This window comes from Bacillus sp. FAU20 (assembly GCF_056033865.1).
The window spans coordinates 477,192-493,300 of record NZ_JBVYHY010000021.1 but is presented as its reverse complement, the minus strand read 5'-3'; the positions used below and the strand labels follow the sequence as shown (position 1 = coordinate 493,300).

Below are 16,109 nucleotides of genomic sequence, written 5' to 3'. Positions count from 1 at the left end.
TATGGGAGTTGGCTAGATTTGAAATTACAAGATGATATTCCGTTAACAATTTATTTTGAAATCGGAAATACGAAAAAGAAAATTGAAGATCTGCTTCATATTACGAAAGGTACATTGTATCGTCTTGAAAATTCAACGAAAAATACGGTGCGTCTTATGCTTGAGAATGAAGAGATTGGAACCGGAAAGATTTTGACGAAGAATGGAAAGATGTACGTTGAAATCGTTGAATTGAAAAGGTAGGGAAGGGGATTGTCATGAGTGGCGAAAAATTAAGCCAAGAGCAAATTGATGCCCTGCTGAAGGCGGTAAATGAAGGCGAGGAAATGCCAGCTTTCGCACAAGAAGCAGGAAAGCAAGAGAAATTTCAAGAGTATGATTTTAATAGACCAGAGAAGTTCGGTGTTGAGCATTTACGTAGTTTGCAAGCGATTGCTTCTACGTTTGGAAAGCAGACGTCACAGACGTTATCAGCGCGTATGCGTATTCCAATTGAACTAGAACCTTCAACAGTTGAGCAAGTTCCATTTACGAGTGAATATGTGGAGAAAATGCCGAAAGATTATTATTTATATTGCGTAATTGATCTCGGTTTACCAGAGCTTGGAGAAATTGTTATTGAGATTGATTTAGCATTCGTTATTTATATTCATGAATGTTGGCTTGGCGGAGATAGTAAGCGTAACTTTACGATGCGCAGACCGTTAACAGCGTTTGAGTTTTTAACGCTTGATAATATATTCTTGCTTCTTTGTAAAAATTTAGAGCAATCATTTGAAAGTGTTGTTGCGATTGAACCGAAATTTGTAACGACGGAAACAGACCCGAATGCATTAAAGATTACAACAGCGAGCGATATCATTTCATTACTTAACGTAAATATGAAAACAGATTTTTGGAATACGACGGTGCGTATCGGAATTCCATTCTTATCTGTTGAAGAAATTATGGATAAGTTAACGTCTGAAAATATTGTCGAACATTCTTCAGACAAGCGTAAAAAGTATACGTCTGAAGTGGAAATGAAAGTAAATCAAGTGTACAAACCTGTTCACGTTGCAATTGGTGAGCAGAAAATGACAATGAGTGAGATTGAACAAATTGAAGAAGGCGATATTATTCCGCTTCATACGAAAGTTTCGGATGAATTACTTGGTTATGTAGATGGAAAGCATAAATTTAATTGTTTTATTGGAAAAGATGGAACGCGTAAGGCGCTCCTATTTAAAAGTTTTGTAGAGTAGGAGGATCCATATGAAGCATGAAGTATCTCCCGTGTCATTAATGGGATTAGAAGATTTTGCAGGAAAGCGAAATGAAGCAGGCAAAGCACATATCGATACTGTTTCAGATATTTCGATTGAACTTGGTGTAAAGCTTGGAAAGTCATCTATTACGCTTGGTGATGTAAAGCAGTTAAAAGTTGGCGATGTTCTTGAAGTAGAGAAAAACTTAGGACATAAAGTAGATGTGTATTTAAGTAATATGAAAGTCGGCATCGGTGAAGCAATCGTAATGGACGAGAAATTCGGTATTATCATTTCTGAAATTGAAGCTGACAAGAAACAAGCGGCGCTTATGAAAGCGCAAAGTCAAATGCAAGATAAAGAGTAGAGGAGGAGTCATATGTCGTATATGACGACCTTATTTCAAGTCGTTTTACTGTTTGGTGCGCTCGGTTACGGTGCATATTATATGACAAAAAAGACGCGCAAACAGCAGTTTTTTAAGCAGGGTGAAAATGGCCATATTCAAGTAAAAGACGGCGTGTATTTAAATCATCAAACGAGTGCCTTTTTATTTGAAGTGGACGGAAAGCAAGTGTTCACTGTTATTAGTAATAACGGTGTGCAGTCTGTGCAATTAACCGGAACAGGAAATCAGTTTCAACAAGCACTAGAAGACGCGGTGAAGACTGAAACGAAAAAAGTAGAGGATCCATCATGAGAATAAAGAAACAGTTATCATTATTAGCCGTTATTTTCGTATTTTCTATCGTTTTTTCAATTATTTTTGTAAATCCAGCGTATGCGGCCCCGAACGGTTTTATTAATTTCGAAAATGGAAAAGAGTTTACGAGTAATTCAAGTGTACAACTATTTGCGCTCGTTACCCTTTTATCATTATCTTCTTCTATCGTTCTATTATTTACACATTTTACTTATTTTATGATCGTTCTTGGGATTACACGTCAAGGACTTGGGGTAATGAATTTACCACCAAACCAAGTGCTTGTTGGACTTGCATTATTTTTATCACTCTTTACGATGCAGCCTGTACTCGGGCAACTGAAGAGCGATGTGTGGGATCCGATGACGAAAGAGAAAATAACAGTAAGCCAAGCTGCGGAAACGACAGCTCCTATTATGAAAGAATATATGTCAAAGCATACGTATAAGCATGATTTGAAAATGATGCTGAAAGTACGCGGAGAAGAGTTGCCGAAAGATTTGAAAGATCTTTCACTATTTACACTCGTACCATCCTTTACGTTAACGCAAATTCAAAAAGGGTTACTTACAGGGATGTTCATTTATTTAGCGTTTGTATTTATAGATTTGATTATTAGTACACTTTTAATGTACCTCGGGATGATGATGGTACCGCCGATGATTTTAAGTTTACCGTTTAAAATACTCGTTTTCGTATATTTAGGTGGATATACAAAAATCGTCGATATTATGTTTAAGACGGTCGCCTGAAGCGCTTGATGCTATGTGATAGGAGTCATATAAATGAATACGTCACCAATTATAGATATTTTCCAAACCTTTTTTTATAAAGGGGTTATGATTTTAATGCCGATTGCCGTTGTAAGTCTGATTGTCGTTATTATTATCGCGGTTATTATGGCAATGATGCAAATTCAAGAGCAAACGCTGACGTTTTTACCGAAAATGGCGAGTATTGTCCTTGTTATTATCATTTTAGGTCCGTGGATGTTCCAAGAGTTAACGACACTTATTTTAGATTTATTTGATAAAATCCCATCGCTATTGCGTTCGTACTAAGATAGGTGAACTGAAATGAATATGGAATTATGGGCGGCAACGTTTTTTGCGTTTTGCCGCATTACTTCATTTTTATATTTTTTACCGTTTTTCTCAGGACGATCCATTCCAGCAATGGCGAAGGTTACAGTTGGACTTGCTCTTTCAATTACAGTGGCCGATCAAGTGGATGTCTCTCACATCAAGACAGTTTGGGACGTTGCAGCTTATGCAGGAACGCAAATTGTAATTGGATTATCACTTTCAAAAATTGTAGAAATGCTATGGAACATTCCGAAAATGGCCGGGCATATTTTAGACTTTGATATCGGTTTATCACAGGCAAGTTTGTTTGATGTAAATGCGGGCTCACAGTCTACTTTACTATCAACCATTTTTGATATATTTTTTCTCATTATTTTTATTTCACTTGGCGGCATTAATTATTTCGTTGCCACGATTTTAAAGTCGTTTCAATATACAGAGGCGATTTCAAAATTGTTGACGACTAGTTTTTTAGATAGTCTACTCGCAACGCTATTATTTGCGATCACATCAGCGGTTGAAATTGCTCTTCCGCTTATGGGAAGTTTATTCATTATTAACTTTGTTCTTATTTTAATTGCAAAAAACGCTCCGCAATTAAACGTTTTTATGAATGCATACGTAATTAAAATTACGTGCGGTATTTTGTTTATTGCGATGAGTGTACCGATGCTCGGTTATGTGTTTAAAAATATGACGGATGTATTACTTGAAGAGTATACGAAACTATTTAACTTTTTCTTAACGAAGTAGGGGGACGCGCATGGCAAAGGATAATAAAACAGAAAAGGCCACCCCGCAGAAGCGTAAAAAATCGCGTGAAGAAGGGAATATTGCCCGGAGTAAAGATTTAAATAATTTATTTTCCATTCTCGTATTAGCAGTTGTCGTTTATTTCTTCGGAGATTGGCTAGGGTATGAGATTGCGAATTCCGTAGCGGTGCTGTTTGGTCAAATTGGAAAAAATACAGATTCAACCGAGTATTTTTATTTAATGGGGATTTTATTACTGAAAGTATCGGCTCCGATATTAATACTCGTATACGCTTTTCATTTATTCAATTATATGATTCAAGTCGGGTTCCTATTTTCTTCTAAAGTCATTCAACCGAAAGCATCACGTATTAATCCGAAAAACTATTTCACGAGACTGTTTAGTCGTAAAAGTTTAGTAGATATTTTGAAATCACTGTTTTATATGGGATTAATCGGTTACGTCGCTTACGTTCTTTTTAAAAAGAATTTAGAGAAAATCGTGAGCATGATTGGATTTAACTGGACTGCGTCACTTACTGAAATTATTAGGCAAATTAAATTTATTTTCTTAGCAATTTTAATTATTTTAATCGTTCTTTCTATTATTGATTTCATTTATCAAAAATGGGAGTACGAGCAAGATATTAAGATGAAAAAAGAAGAAGTGAAACAAGAGCATAAAGATAATGAAGGGGACCCGCAAGTAAAAGGGAAACGAAAAAACTTTATGCATGCAATCTTGCAAGGAACAATTGCGAAGAAGATGGATGGCGCAACGTTTATTGTAAACAACCCGACTCATATTTCGGTCGTACTTCGTTACAATAAACACGTTGATGCAGCACCAATTGTCGTTGCAAAAGGGGAAGATGAGCTCGCGTTATATATACGAACGCTTGCCCGTGAACAAGAAATACCAATGGTGGAAAACCGTCCGCTTGCTCGTTCTTTATATTATCAAGTCGAGGAAGATATGGCGATTCCAGAAGATTTATACGTAGCTGTAATTGAAGTTATGCGCTATTTAATTCAGACGAACGAACTTGAAGTATAATAGCGCGTTTGGAGGAGATCTCTTTGTTTAAGATAGAGTCTGCAAGAACCTATTTTTCTATCTTTTTAGCAGCGTCATTCGTAGTGGCGCTCTTAATTCCACTTCCACCATTTATACTTGATATCATTATCGTTTTTCTACTAAGTATGTCAGTGCTTATTTATATGCGAGCGACAAGTATTAACGAGTGGGATGAATTAAAGTCATTTCCAACGATGTTGTTATTAATCGGGATTTTCCGCGTATCGATTAACGTTTCGACGACGCGAGCGATTTTGACAGATGGAAATGCAGGTCATGTTATTGAAGAGTTCGGCCAGTTCGTAATTGGCGGAAACTTATTAATTGGTATCGTTATTTTTACAGTATTAATCATATTCCAGTTTATTGTTGCAAACGGTGCGTCTCGTACAGCTGAAGTAGCAGCTCGTTTTACACTTGATTCTTTACCAGGGAAACAAATGTCTATCGATGCTGATTTAAACCAGCGTATTATTTCAGAAAAAGATGCACAAGCAAAACGAAAAAAATTAAATATGGAAACAGAGTTTTATGGGGCGATGGATGGTGCCGGAAAGTTCATTAAAGGGGACGTTATTTTCGGGATTGTCATTTTATTCGTAAACATTATTTTCGGTTTAATTGTCGGAATGATGCAGCAAGGGATGAGCTTTGCAGATGCGGCTCTTCATTATACACAGTTAACTGTCGGTGACGGAATCGTAAACCAAATTGGATCGCTTATGCTTGCGATTTCAACTGGTATTATCGTAACGCGTGTATTTGACGGCTCACCAGATACAGTAACAGAAGGTATCTTTAAAGAGTTATTAGCGCATGAAGTCGTTGTATATGCGCTCGGTGGTTTATTTATCGCAATGGGTATTTTTACTCCGCTACCGTTTCTACCATTCGCACTCGTTGGCGGAACAATTATCTTCTTAGGAATTCGTAATAAAAATCGAATAAAGAAAGAAAAAGAAGACGAGCTTCAAAAAGAAATAGAAATGATCCAAGGCGAAGATGAGCAACTGCAACAAGTAGAAGATTCATTTGGAGTATTTACGGATAAATATCCAATTATAGTAGAACTCGGTTTAGATTTAGCAGCACTTGTAAAGCAAAAAATTAACGGGGAAACAGCGCGTGATAAAGTTGTTCTTATGAGGAAGTCAATTATTACTGACCTTGGTATTAACGTTCCTGGAATTAACTTTAAAGATAATACGAGCTTTAGACCACGCGGACGTTACATTATTCGAATTAAAGGTGCGAAGGCGGCTGAAGGTGTTTTAAAATCAGGTTATTTATTAGCACTGAAAACACCAAACGTAATGGCTGATTTAGATGCAGAGCCAGCGAAAGATCCAATTTTCGGTGAAGATGGATATTGGATTTTAGAGCATATGGTGCAAGATGCACAAATGAAAGGCTATCAAGTGTTAGAGCCACTTAGCATATTAATTACACATTTAGATGTTGTCGTTAGACGTAATCTTCATGAATTAATTCAGCGCCAACATGTAAAAGACTTAATTAACTCGCTTGAAAATGATAATGGCGTTCTATTAGAAGAGATTAAGAAAAAAGAAATTGATTTATCACTTGTTCAAAATGTTATTAAACAACTTCTAAAAGAAGGTATTTCTATTCGTGATTTACCAACAATTATTGAAGGTATTATTGACGGCAAGGAAATTTATCAAAACCACGTGGATGGTGTAACATCATTTGTTCGTGAATGTATTTCAAAAGTTATTTGTGAAAATGCGAAAAATCCGGACGGAAAAATATATGCAGCGCTCTTCTCTGATTCAATTGAGTTAGATGCGGATGTTGTGAATAATTCATATCAAGGTTACTTATTAAACTGGGATTTAGATTTAGAAACACGTGTCGTTGAGCAAGTGCAGCGCGTCTTTAAGCAAGCACGTTTAATGGGAAGAGAACCAGTGTTATTAACACGTAGAAAAGATTTTAGATTTGCGATTGTAAGACTGCTAGAACGTTATCAAGTGGAAGCACAAGTACTTTGTATTAGTGAATTAGCACCAGAAATTGTTGTGGATCAAATTGCCTATATTGAATAGTAGGGGGTGAAGTAATGGAAAGTACAGAAAAGAAAGAAGCGTTAATGCGAATAAAAGCAGCTTCGAAAAATGAATTGTATCGAAAGTTATTTGACCAATATGGTACAGATTATTATTACGTTGTCGATGAAAGTGTAAAACGAAATATACCGTTTTTTTGGAAAAAGGATTATGAAATGTTAGTTGCATTTCCAGAAGAAAAACAGGAAGAAGTGAATGAAGGTACAGCTCAATTTCATGAACAATTAATGGATGTTGTGAATGATCCTTCAGAACAAATTGTGAAGGCGAATGGAATTCAATCAGTACTGCACAATTTAGAAAACGTAACGACTTCTATGTCATACGCGGCGATGCAAACAGGAAATAGTGAAGAATGGGCAAGAAAAAAAGAGAAACTATTAAAGCTGTTTGAAAAAGGAATCGTCGTTGTGAAACCGATGAAAGAAACGGAAGTAACGAAAGTAACGAAAAAGAAAAAATTTGTGAAACAAGTCGTTCCGGTAAAGAAAGAAGAAGTAGTTCCAAAGAAAGAAAATCAAGAATCTGTACCGTTTATTATTCAAAAAGTAATTCGGATGCTAGAACAAAACGATGTGGAACAATATTTCATTCATGCATATGCTGAAAAGTTAAAAATAAAGTTTGAAAATGCAACGATGATTACGGAAGAAGAAGTTATCAGGTACATATTGGAAGATATGAAATCTCATTTTAATACGGAAAACGTCTTTGAAAAAGAAGTACAAACAATTGCATTAATCGGTCCAACTGGCGTTGGTAAAACGACGACACTTGCGAAAATGGCATGGCAATTTCACGGTAAGAAAAAAACAGTTGGTTTTATAACGACAGATCATTCGCGCATAGGGACAGTGCAGCAATTGCAAGATAACGTAAAGACAATTGGATCTGAAGTAATTGCTGTGCGTGATGAAGCTGCAATGACAAGAGCGCTTACGTATTTTAAAGAAGAAGCACGCGTCGATTATATTTTAATTGATACAGCAGGGAAAAATTATCGTACGTCAGAAACAGTGGAAGAAATGATTGAAACGATGGGACAAGTAGAACCAGATTATATTTGTTTAACGTTATCAGCTTCTATGAAAAGTAAAGATATGATTGAAATTATTACAAACTTTAAAGATATTCATATAGATGGTATTGTGTTTACGAAATTTGATGAAACAGCAAGTAGTGGCGAATTGTTGAAAATTCCAGCAGTATCATCAGCTCCTATTGTATTAATGACAGATGGCCAAGACATAAAGAAAAATATACATATCGCTACAGCTGAACATTTAGCAAAACAAATGTTACAAACATCGTAGAAAAGAGGTGAAGAATAAGGCGCTTGCCTTATTCAAACGAATATGAACGGTCTTTATATAGGTTCTATGGGCATGATGAATTACATGCAGCGCATTAATGTTCATTCGAATAACGTTGCAAATGCTCAAACGACAGGATTTAAAGCAGAAAATATGACGTCTAAAGTATTTGATGTACAAGACACATATCGCCGCGGAGATGGGGCGGTAACAAATATCGGTTCGGTCGATTACGCTGTAGTACCAGCTGCAACGCATGTGAATTTAGTACAAGGAAATATACAAATGACAAATAGCGCTACAGATTTCTTTTTAGATGACGGCGCGGCCGGCACAACATCATTTTTCGTTACTTCTAAAAATGATGAAACGTTTTTAACGAGAGATGGTAGTTTCACATTAAATAGTGATCGTTATTTACAAACATCTTCAGGTGCTTATGTGATGGATGTTAATAATGAGCGTATTCGTATTCCAGAAGGAGCAAAGGTTGCTGTACAAGCAGATGGTACATTATATGATGAAGTAACACAAAATAATATTGCTCGTTTGCAAACAAAAACAGTAGATGCCGAAACGAATGCTCGTCTTGTGCAAAGAGAGAACAAAAGCTTTACACTAGCAGAAGGAAACATTGCTAATTTACCGAACGGAACAGGAATAGTAAAAAATCATATGCTAGAAAATTCGAATGTTGATATGACGAAAGAGATGGCAGATCTTATGACAGATCAAAAGATGATTCAAGCATCACAGCGCGTTATGACGTCATTTGATAAAATTTATGAAAAAGAAGCGAATGAAATATTGAGATAGTGGACTCCTAATAAAGGAGTCTTTTATTAATTTTAAATTTCAGAATTATCAATTGACTTTACGGAGCTTCTTTTTTATATTAGTAGGTATAACTATAACTACTAAAGAGGTGAGAGTATGACAACGGCATTATATTTAGAAGATGCATACAAAACGAGTTGCGAAACAGAAGTGATAAGAGTAGAAGGGAATAAAGTATTTGTAAAAGAAACAATTTTTTATCCAACTGGTGGAGGACAGGAATGTGATACGGGTGTCATTGTACAAGATGGGTCTGTATTTGAAGTTGAAAAAGTAAAGAAGGAGCAAGGAGAAATAGTTCACTATATAAAAGACGAAACACAAGTAAAGTTAGGTCCAGTTAAATTAGAGATAAATTGGGAAAGACGTCATAATTTAATGCGTCATCACTCTTTACTGCATCTTATCGGAGCTGTTGTTTATGAAAAGTATGGAGCTCTATGCACTGGAAATCAAATTTATCCTGATAAAGCACGTATCGATTTTAATGAGTTACAAGAGTTATCGAGCGTGGAAGTAGAAGAAATTGTTGAGGAAGTGAATAAACTTATTAAGCAAAATAAAGAAATTTCCACTCGTTATATGAACCGCGAAGAAGCAGAAAATGCTGTAGGAATGATTAAAACAGCAATAAATCTCCTGCCAACTACTATCCAAGAAATCCGCATTGTTACAATTGAAAATTTAGACGAACAAGCTTGTGGAGGCACACATGTGAAAAATACGAGTGAAATAGGAACACTTGTTATTGATAAAGTAAAAAGTAAAGGAAAGCAAAATCGTCGTTTTGAAGTAAGGGCGATTTAGATTGTGAGGGGTTACCGATGGATGAAATTATAAAGGAATTACAAAAGTTAGGATTTTCCCAATATGAATGTAAAGCGTATATTGGACTACTAAAACATTCCCCAGTAACAGGCTATGAAGTGAGTAAACAAACAGGAGTACCTCGTTCTATGATTTACGAGGTACTCGGTAAGTTAATGGATAAAGGAGCGGTGCATATTGTACCTTCTGAACCAGTTAAATATGTACCAGTACCAGCTACCGAATTAATGAATCGAATGCGAAAAGACTTTGAAAAGTCCTTTGAGTTTTTAGACCAGAAATTAAATTGTTTAGAACAAGAGAGACAAATAGATGTAATTTCGCATATTCGTTCAAATGATCGTGTTTTGAAAGAAATATGCAATATAATTAGTAGAGCTAAGGAAGAGTTATGGGTTTCTTTATGGGAAGATCAAGTGCATGAAATTGAACCATACATTCATCAAAAGGAAGAGGAAGGCGTACATATATTTTCAATCTTATTTGGAGCTCCAGAAACAAAAATAGGAGCGACATTTCACCATAATTATATGACGCCCCACGTTGTTGAAAAGAGAATGGGTGGTCATTTAACTGTTATTGCTCGTGATGGAGAGGAAGTATTAATTGCGAAATTCTCAAATGATAGCACTTCATGGGCCGTTACAACGTATGACCCAGCGCTAGTTCTCGTTGCTACAGAGTATGTGCGGCACGATATTATGGTTGAAGAAATTACGAAGGAATTTGGAGCTGATAAGTTAGATACGTTATGGCGTGAAAATATAGATCTAGTTCATGTCGTAACAGGAAAACGAACTTTAGAAGGAATGGAGGATGATAAGGATGAGTAAAGCTCAGGCACATGTAGCTTTGCAGAGCGATGATACATTTCAGCAAGGAGTAAAAGATTGTTTACCAACTGTATTTGGTTACTTGAGCATCGGTATAGCAGCTGGTGTAATTGCAAAAACAGCAGGTTTTTCTATCATTGAAATTGCATTTATGTCCACTTTAATTTATGCAGGTTCTGCCCAATTTATATTAGCTGGTATGTATGCAGCCGGTGCTCCTGCTTCCGCAATTATTTTTACTGTATTTTTTGTTAACTTGCGCCACCTTCTTATGAGTGCTGCACTTGCACCGTACTTTAGGAAAATTCCTCTATTTAAAAACTTAATCATCGGTTCGCAAATTACAGATGAAACTTTCGGCGTTGCAGTGCAGCATGCTGCGCAAAAAGGATATTTAGGTGAAAGATGGATGATAGGGCTTAACGTAACAGCGTATTTAAATTGGATTCTTGCTACTATTATTGGTGGGCTATTTGGTGAGTGGATACCAGATCCACATACATACGGGATGGATTATGCATTACCAGCGATGTTTATCGGATTATTTGTACTTCAGCTCATAAGTAGTAAACCAAAGCTAGCAATTCATTTAAGTGTTGCAATTGTAGCGATTATTATCGCATACGTTTCACACCTATTTATGCCAGATAGTATAGCAGTTATTATCGCAACATTACTAGCTGCGACGATTGGAGTGGTGATTGAAAAATGGAAATGAGATTAGATGTATTATTACTTTTACTAGCAGCAGGAGCTGTTACACTCGTGCCACGTATTTTACCTCTACTCGTATTTAGTAAACTACAAATTCCAGACTGGGGTTTAAAATGGTTAAATTACATACCAATTGCGATATTAGCAGCACTTTTAGCACAAGTTTTATTTATGCATGAGACGATGCAGTGGGATTATCTTATTGCAGCAATTCCAACATTTCTTGTAGCGATATATACTCGTAGTTTATTAGGTACAGTATTAACGGGAGTGGTTGTGATTATTTTGTTACGTTTCTTTTTCTAAAAAGGATTACGCTCATATAATAGCGAAAAGTGTAATAACATGAAAAATATAGGGGTGGTGTTATGATACTTTTAACGATAGGAGCAATTTTGTTAGCGTTGTTTATTTTCTTTATTATCGGTTTCGTTACGTTTATGATGTTTGTTGATAAGGCGACACCTCAAATATATTATACACCTTGTGAATCAGTGACAGTGAAAACTAAAGGTAAACAGAGAAGGAAGAAAAGTTGAAAGTTGGCTTTTCTTCCTTCTTCTATTACATCCCCGAAAGAACTAACAACAATAACCCAAATAAAAACTAATAAAGGAAAGAAGAACGATACATATGGAAAATACACGATTATTTCTCCATTCGCGCCAGAAAGTGATAAAACCTAAAATACAAAGGAAAAACCAAATGGGTAGGAATAGGAACTCACTAATTTTCTCGGGAAGTAACGCATAAAAAGTTGATAAATATAAAATCCAATTTGTAAAAAATAAAATGCAAACGATAATAGATTGTAAGTAGGGCTGTTTGGAAAACTCCCCCTTTTTTACGGTTACGAAAATAATAGTTAGCACTGAGAAAAAGGCAATGAATATGAAAATAAGTAAGAGTAATGTAAGTGTCATTTACATCTCCTTTATAAGAGTGTTTTTTACAAGAAATGAATCTATTACATTATATGCTTGTTTTGTAGAGTGTCCGTTATATTTTTTAGTATACGGATTTAGAAATCCATGTTCACCGTGTAGTTGTTTTATTTCTAATAAAGGATTATTTTGTTGCTGCAATGTGTGAATTAAAGAGGATACTGAAAAACTAGCTTCTTTTTCAGGGAATATAAGTAGTGTAGCGCATGTAGGCTTTATGTGAACATAGTCGCGTATACGAGAACCGTAACATCCGATAATAAAATTTATTTTCGGATTGTTACTACATAGCCATGAGATGGTAGCTCCAACACTAAAGCCGATAAGTCCAATATGTGTATAACTACTAGAAAGATGAGAAATGAATTCTTCAATTTGCTTTTTTCCATAATCAAATCCAATATGATTTACAAAATGTTCATATGCCTTTTCTTCATCACGATAATGAAATGCATGTTGTAAGTGTAGAAGATTAGGACAGAATACGTCTATATGAGATGAAGTAAAGTGCTGGGCAACGTGATGCATATGGTCGTTCACACCATATATTTCATGAACAATAACGAGAGCTAATTTTTCCTTCATAGTTATATTGTGCCTCTTTGAGACTTAAATTCTTTCTCAACAAGGCAAATACGCAGGTGGAAGTTTTCATACCATTGCTCACGACCTCTTTTTTTCGCTTCTTTATGTAAGGCGTTCTTTTTCCAATTTTCAATTGCATCAAGTGATTCCCAATAAGAAATTGTTATTCCGAGCCCAGAATTACCTCGTGCACTTTCTACACCTAAAAATCCAGGTTGTTGCTTTGCGAGTTCCTCCATTTCTTCGGCAACGGTATTATAGTCAGTTGTATCATTTGATAAATTAGAAGTGAATATCACCGCATAATAATGACTCGCCTTTTGTGAAGCATTTTCCATATAAATTTCCCCCTTTTAATAAGTATTTTAGCATGTAAAAAAAAAGAAAAGAAGCACTACGCTTCTTTTCTTTTTTTACGCTGTGAATTTTAATCCAGCATATATTTTACGACCTTTTTTTGAATCCAACACACTTGTGCATTTCTCTTTTGAATATTACGTTCCTCCATTGTTACTTGTATAATTTGGTCAATAACAAGTGGGATGTTCGTTTGTACTTGGCATCCACCTGTACTATAGTCGATAATAGTCGCTTCAATCGGCATCCCATTCATATGCAATGTTCCAGGAGACATCAGTTGCTCACGTATATGTTGTCTGCGAAATTGTCTTGGTGCTTTTTTTGTGTTTTTTATGAAAGATGCAATTGCTAGTGTAAGAAATGCTTTATCGTACACCTTTTCCACCCGGTCATTAACCGGTTTACTAAATAAATGAAGAATGAGTTTACAATATTGCTCATGGGATACATCATCAAATGATACACCAACTTGTACAGAATTTTCTTGTCTTTGAATCCATTTTTTTGTACTATGAATCTTTTTTACCTCGCCAAAAGATAACGTATAGGAAGATAGACTTGATAAAGTTTCAAATGGAATGGAGGAATCTAATTCAAAACGTGCCCCCGTTTCACTAATATCAAGGACATTGCAAGAAATGATCATATCTTCGGCATATAAAGTACCTGGTAAATTTACTACGAAACGTTCTGAATTTCGAAAACGCGGTCTTTCAAATGCTACAAATAGTGAAGTGACAATAGCTATCCCGTTGTATAGTACCCAGAAAATATTAATATATAAACTTTCTCTTTCAATATGATATTGCTCAGGATATAAGAACATAAGTGTTGCACGAATCAGTGCAATAATTGTTAAAATGAGTAATATGAGATGAGGGACGCTTGCAATCCATAAAAAATGCCTTGTATTATTTTGAACTCCTTTTCTTGTCACATGAAATTGAAATTTTTTACGTAAGAAAGTTTCTGATAAAATAGCAAATCCCATATAAGGAGCCATAGCAACTTCGTACACATGACTCCACGTAGTTGTTCGTTTTTTATTAGAAACAGCTTTGAAAATAAGCTGTGATGTTAAAAAAGCAGGTGCCCAGAACATGAATAAGTGCATGAAATTAATTTCTAAACTATAAATATCAAATATTAAAAATAATAGCGGTGCTAGTAAAAATATCATTTTATAAACACCGAAAAACCAATAATGGATTCCATCTGCATATAAAAGACGCTGCATAAAAGATAATCCTTTTATAGTGAAAGGATTCCATTTTTTTACGACTTGAATATTCCCTCTACACCAGCGGTCACGCTGTTTTAATAAATCACTAAATGTTTCTGGGGATAATCCAACAGCAAGTGTTTCATTGACAAATATAGTTTCCCATTTGTTAGCTTGTAGTAGCATACCAGTTGCCATATCTTCAGTAATAACTCCAGTCGCAAATCCTCCAATTTCTTCAAGAGCGGTGCGGCGAAATAGGGCGTTACTACCAACATACATCGTAGCATTAAAGCGATCTTTTCCTTCTTCTAACTGGCGCATAAAGAAATCTTGTTCATTGGCGATGTTATCTTCAAAAAACAAATTATATTGGAAAGGATCAGCATTATAAAAAACTTGTGGTGCTTGTACGAATACAACATTATTTTTAGAAAAATAACCAATCGTTCGCTCTAAAAAGTTAGCTCGTGGTATCATATCAGCATCCATTGTTACGATAATATCACCTTTTGAATGAAGCATCGCATGATTTAAATTTCCAGCTTTTGCATGCTTATTTTCTGTGCGAGTTATGTGCTGAACAGAAAACTCTGCCGCAAGTTGCTTTACACTTTCACGGCGCCCATCGTCACAAATATAAATGTTTAGTAACTCTTTCGGATAAGTAATCAACGTACAAGCAGCTACAGTACGTTTTAACAAATCGATCGGTTCATTGTAAGTTGCAATAAATATGTCGACAGTAGGCAGTTTTTCGAAAGTGGATAATGGTACTTCTTTCCGTTTATATGGCTTCCATGAAACAATGCTGAAAACGATAGATTGTAAGTAACCAGCCCATTCTGTAATTAACAATATAATACCAGCGATAATACTTATGAGATTAATAGTTGGTAACGAATAAAAAGTTCGCCAAATAAGATAAATAGCATTACAAATGAGAAATAGAATAATAAGTAATTTTTTTGAGCATAAATATTTGTGTGCAAGGGCGTAAGTCATAATGATTACGAAAAAAATAATGCCTAAACCTTCGTATATAGAAAGGCTCATACAATGCCTCCTTTATGTATAGAGTAGGAAATGAAAAAAACTTTATATTATTCATCTATAAAGATTTATTTATTTCCAAATCATACATTATCACAAAATATAGGTTTATAGTATAAATTTTACATTTTCTTATTATAATCTTAAAAAATTAGAAGAAATAATAGTCGTATTTTTGATTCATAAGAAAAATGCCACTTCAAAAGAGAAGTGGCATTTCTTATATTTCCTCTAAGCTATTAACTGGAACAGTTAATTCGCGTCCTGGGTTTTTTACTTCATATATGCGGGCGGTTTCATTGCTTTCATCGACGTGTTGAATCATAACAGGCATGCCTTGAAAATTGACATTGGCTTGTTCTGCTGACATAGAAAGCTCTATTGCACGTTGTATATTCATTTATATTCCTCCCATCATTATTATCTTTGCTAAAAAAGAGGAATAATATACCATTTAGAGACAT

General features: G+C 35.3%; 19 protein-coding genes and 2 pseudogenes. 16 read left to right on the top strand and 5 right to left on the bottom strand.

The genetic code is table 11. The features are described 5' to 3' along the window. The first annotated feature begins 18 nt into the window (after window positions 1-18). The 16 genes from AC0OM3_RS16285 to AC0OM3_RS16210 all read left to right on the top strand — a co-directional run bounded on the left by AC0OM3_RS16285 (window position 19) and on the right by AC0OM3_RS16210 (window position 12,020). Window positions 19-243, top strand: a complete 225-nt coding sequence (locus tag AC0OM3_RS16285; RefSeq protein ID WP_000775712.1) for a flagellar motor switch protein FliN — start codon at window positions 19-21, stop codon at window positions 241-243. A gap of 14 nt (window positions 244-257) precedes the next feature. After that, a complete protein-coding gene (gene fliM, locus AC0OM3_RS16280; protein WP_000012356.1) occupies window positions 258-1,244 on the top strand; it encodes a flagellar motor switch protein FliM in 987 nt (328 codons plus the stop codon). 10 nt (window positions 1,245-1,254) lie between these two features. Then, a complete protein-coding gene (gene fliN / locus AC0OM3_RS16275) occupies window positions 1,255-1,614 on the top strand; it encodes a flagellar motor switch protein FliN (protein WP_000680010.1) in 360 nt (119 codons plus the stop codon). 12 nt (window positions 1,615-1,626) lie between these two features. After that, on the top strand, window positions 1,627-1,947 hold the full coding sequence (locus AC0OM3_RS16270; protein WP_000121178.1) for a hypothetical protein: 321 nt from the start codon (window positions 1,627-1,629) through the stop codon (window positions 1,945-1,947). Continuing rightward, window positions 1,944-2,702 (top strand): flagellar type III secretion system pore protein FliP, encoded by a 759-nt coding sequence (locus tag AC0OM3_RS16265; RefSeq protein ID WP_001220582.1) that lies wholly within the window; start codon window positions 1,944-1,946, stop codon window positions 2,700-2,702. Before AC0OM3_RS16270 ends, AC0OM3_RS16265 begins: the two co-directional genes overlap by 4 nt. A gap of 33 nt (window positions 2,703-2,735) precedes the next feature. Further along, a complete protein-coding gene (locus AC0OM3_RS16260; RefSeq protein WP_001098081.1) occupies window positions 2,736-3,011 on the top strand; it encodes a flagellar biosynthetic protein FliQ in 276 nt (91 codons plus the stop codon). A 15-nt stretch (window positions 3,012-3,026) separates the two neighbouring features. Beyond that, the gene (locus AC0OM3_RS16255; RefSeq protein WP_001055718.1) at window positions 3,027-3,788 is read left to right on the top strand and encodes a flagellar biosynthetic protein FliR; all 762 of its coding nucleotides are present in this window, start codon (window positions 3,027-3,029) and stop codon (window positions 3,786-3,788) included. Between the two features lie 10 nt (window positions 3,789-3,798). Then, the gene (gene flhB / locus AC0OM3_RS16250) at window positions 3,799-4,845 is read left to right on the top strand and encodes a flagellar type III secretion system protein FlhB (protein WP_474212412.1); all 1,047 of its coding nucleotides are present in this window, start codon (window positions 3,799-3,801) and stop codon (window positions 4,843-4,845) included. A 23-nt stretch (window positions 4,846-4,868) separates the two neighbouring features. Further along, window positions 4,869-6,935: a flagellar biosynthesis protein FlhA gene (gene flhA, locus AC0OM3_RS16245; protein ID WP_000472585.1), complete on the top strand. Its 2,067-nt coding sequence runs from the start codon at window positions 4,869-4,871 to the stop codon at window positions 6,933-6,935. Window positions 6,936-6,949: 14 nt separating this feature from the next. Continuing rightward, window positions 6,950-8,269: a flagellar biosynthesis protein FlhF gene (gene flhF / locus AC0OM3_RS16240; RefSeq protein ID WP_474212410.1), complete on the top strand. Its 1,320-nt coding sequence runs from the start codon at window positions 6,950-6,952 to the stop codon at window positions 8,267-8,269. 42 nt (window positions 8,270-8,311) lie between these two features. Then, on the top strand, window positions 8,312-9,085 hold the full coding sequence (locus tag AC0OM3_RS16235) for a flagellar basal-body rod protein FlgG (protein ID WP_001013938.1): 774 nt from the start codon (window positions 8,312-8,314) through the stop codon (window positions 9,083-9,085). A gap of 117 nt (window positions 9,086-9,202) precedes the next feature. Next, the gene (locus tag AC0OM3_RS16230) at window positions 9,203-9,913 is read left to right on the top strand and encodes an alanyl-tRNA editing protein (RefSeq protein ID WP_474212408.1); all 711 of its coding nucleotides are present in this window, start codon (window positions 9,203-9,205) and stop codon (window positions 9,911-9,913) included. 17 nt (window positions 9,914-9,930) lie between these two features. Then, entirely contained in the window at window positions 9,931-10,767 is an 837-nt protein-coding gene (locus AC0OM3_RS16225; protein WP_061883970.1) for a TrmB family transcriptional regulator, read from the top strand. Continuing rightward, the gene (locus AC0OM3_RS16220) at window positions 10,760-11,485 is read left to right on the top strand and encodes an AzlC family ABC transporter permease (protein ID WP_474212406.1); all 726 of its coding nucleotides are present in this window, start codon (window positions 10,760-10,762) and stop codon (window positions 11,483-11,485) included. Before AC0OM3_RS16225 ends, AC0OM3_RS16220 begins: the two co-directional genes overlap by 8 nt. Further along, window positions 11,476-11,787, top strand: coding sequence for an AzlD domain-containing protein (locus tag AC0OM3_RS16215; protein ID WP_000425944.1), 312 nt, complete (start codon window positions 11,476-11,478; stop codon window positions 11,785-11,787). The genes AC0OM3_RS16220 and AC0OM3_RS16215 overlap by 10 nt, the downstream gene beginning before the upstream one ends. 62 nt (window positions 11,788-11,849) lie before the next feature. Next, window positions 11,850-12,020, top strand: a complete 171-nt coding sequence (locus AC0OM3_RS16210) for a DUF3951 domain-containing protein (protein WP_000602225.1) — start codon at window positions 11,850-11,852, stop codon at window positions 12,018-12,020. A 25-nt stretch (window positions 12,021-12,045) separates the two neighbouring features. Here the strand turns inward: AC0OM3_RS16210 and AC0OM3_RS16205 are convergent. From AC0OM3_RS16205 to AC0OM3_RS16185, 5 genes and pseudogenes are all read right to left on the bottom strand, one after another. After that, window positions 12,046-12,404, bottom strand: a pseudogene (locus AC0OM3_RS16205) (hypothetical protein). Beyond that, entirely contained in the window at window positions 12,405-13,010 is a 606-nt protein-coding gene (locus AC0OM3_RS16200; protein ID WP_000660110.1) for a dienelactone hydrolase family protein, read from the bottom strand. Window positions 13,011-13,012: 2 nt separating this feature from the next. After that, window positions 13,013-13,348, bottom strand: coding sequence for an antibiotic biosynthesis monooxygenase family protein (locus tag AC0OM3_RS16195; RefSeq protein WP_000426498.1), 336 nt, complete (start codon window positions 13,346-13,348; stop codon window positions 13,013-13,015). Between the two features lie 75 nt (window positions 13,349-13,423). Then, window positions 13,424-15,648, bottom strand: a pseudogene (locus AC0OM3_RS16190) (glycosyltransferase). A gap of 217 nt (window positions 15,649-15,865) precedes the next feature. Next, window positions 15,866-16,045, bottom strand: coding sequence for an H-type small acid-soluble spore protein (locus AC0OM3_RS16185; RefSeq protein WP_001025731.1), 180 nt, complete (start codon window positions 16,043-16,045; stop codon window positions 15,866-15,868). Window positions 16,046-16,109: the final 64 nt, after the last annotated feature.

Excerpts from the sequence above, each read along its gene's own strand:
- AC0OM3_RS16195 (WP_000426498.1), bottom strand. The coding sequence starts at position 13,348 with ATGGAAAATGCTTCACAAAAGGCGAGTCATTATTATGCGGTGATATTC.
- AC0OM3_RS16200 (WP_000660110.1), bottom strand. The coding sequence starts at position 13,010 with ATGAAGGAAAAATTAGCTCTCGTTATTGTTCATGAAATATATGGTGTG.
- AC0OM3_RS16260 (WP_001098081.1), top strand. The coding sequence starts at position 2,736 with ATGAATACGTCACCAATTATAGATATTTTCCAAACCTTTTTTTATAAA.
- fliN (WP_000680010.1), top strand. The coding sequence starts at position 1,255 with ATGAAGCATGAAGTATCTCCCGTGTCATTAATGGGATTAGAAGATTTT.
- AC0OM3_RS16235 (WP_001013938.1), top strand. The coding sequence starts at position 8,312 with ATGAACGGTCTTTATATAGGTTCTATGGGCATGATGAATTACATGCAG.
- flhB (WP_474212412.1), top strand. The coding sequence starts at position 3,799 with ATGGCAAAGGATAATAAAACAGAAAAGGCCACCCCGCAGAAGCGTAAA.
- flhF (WP_474212410.1), top strand. The coding sequence starts at position 6,950 with ATGGAAAGTACAGAAAAGAAAGAAGCGTTAATGCGAATAAAAGCAGCT.
- AC0OM3_RS16230 (WP_474212408.1), top strand. The coding sequence starts at position 9,203 with ATGACAACGGCATTATATTTAGAAGATGCATACAAAACGAGTTGCGAA.
- AC0OM3_RS16270 (WP_000121178.1), top strand. The coding sequence starts at position 1,627 with ATGTCGTATATGACGACCTTATTTCAAGTCGTTTTACTGTTTGGTGCG.
- AC0OM3_RS16210 (WP_000602225.1), top strand. The coding sequence starts at position 11,850 with ATGATACTTTTAACGATAGGAGCAATTTTGTTAGCGTTGTTTATTTTC.
- AC0OM3_RS16265 (WP_001220582.1), top strand. The coding sequence starts at position 1,944 with ATGAGAATAAAGAAACAGTTATCATTATTAGCCGTTATTTTCGTATTT.
- AC0OM3_RS16185 (WP_001025731.1), bottom strand. The coding sequence starts at position 16,045 with ATGAATATACAACGTGCAATAGAGCTTTCTATGTCAGCAGAACAAGCC.
- AC0OM3_RS16220 (WP_474212406.1), top strand. The coding sequence starts at position 10,760 with ATGAGTAAAGCTCAGGCACATGTAGCTTTGCAGAGCGATGATACATTT.
- AC0OM3_RS16225 (WP_061883970.1), top strand. The coding sequence starts at position 9,931 with ATGGATGAAATTATAAAGGAATTACAAAAGTTAGGATTTTCCCAATAT.
- AC0OM3_RS16215 (WP_000425944.1), top strand. The coding sequence starts at position 11,476 with ATGGAAATGAGATTAGATGTATTATTACTTTTACTAGCAGCAGGAGCT.
- AC0OM3_RS16255 (WP_001055718.1), top strand. The coding sequence starts at position 3,027 with ATGAATATGGAATTATGGGCGGCAACGTTTTTTGCGTTTTGCCGCATT.
- fliM (WP_000012356.1), top strand. The coding sequence starts at position 258 with ATGAGTGGCGAAAAATTAAGCCAAGAGCAAATTGATGCCCTGCTGAAG.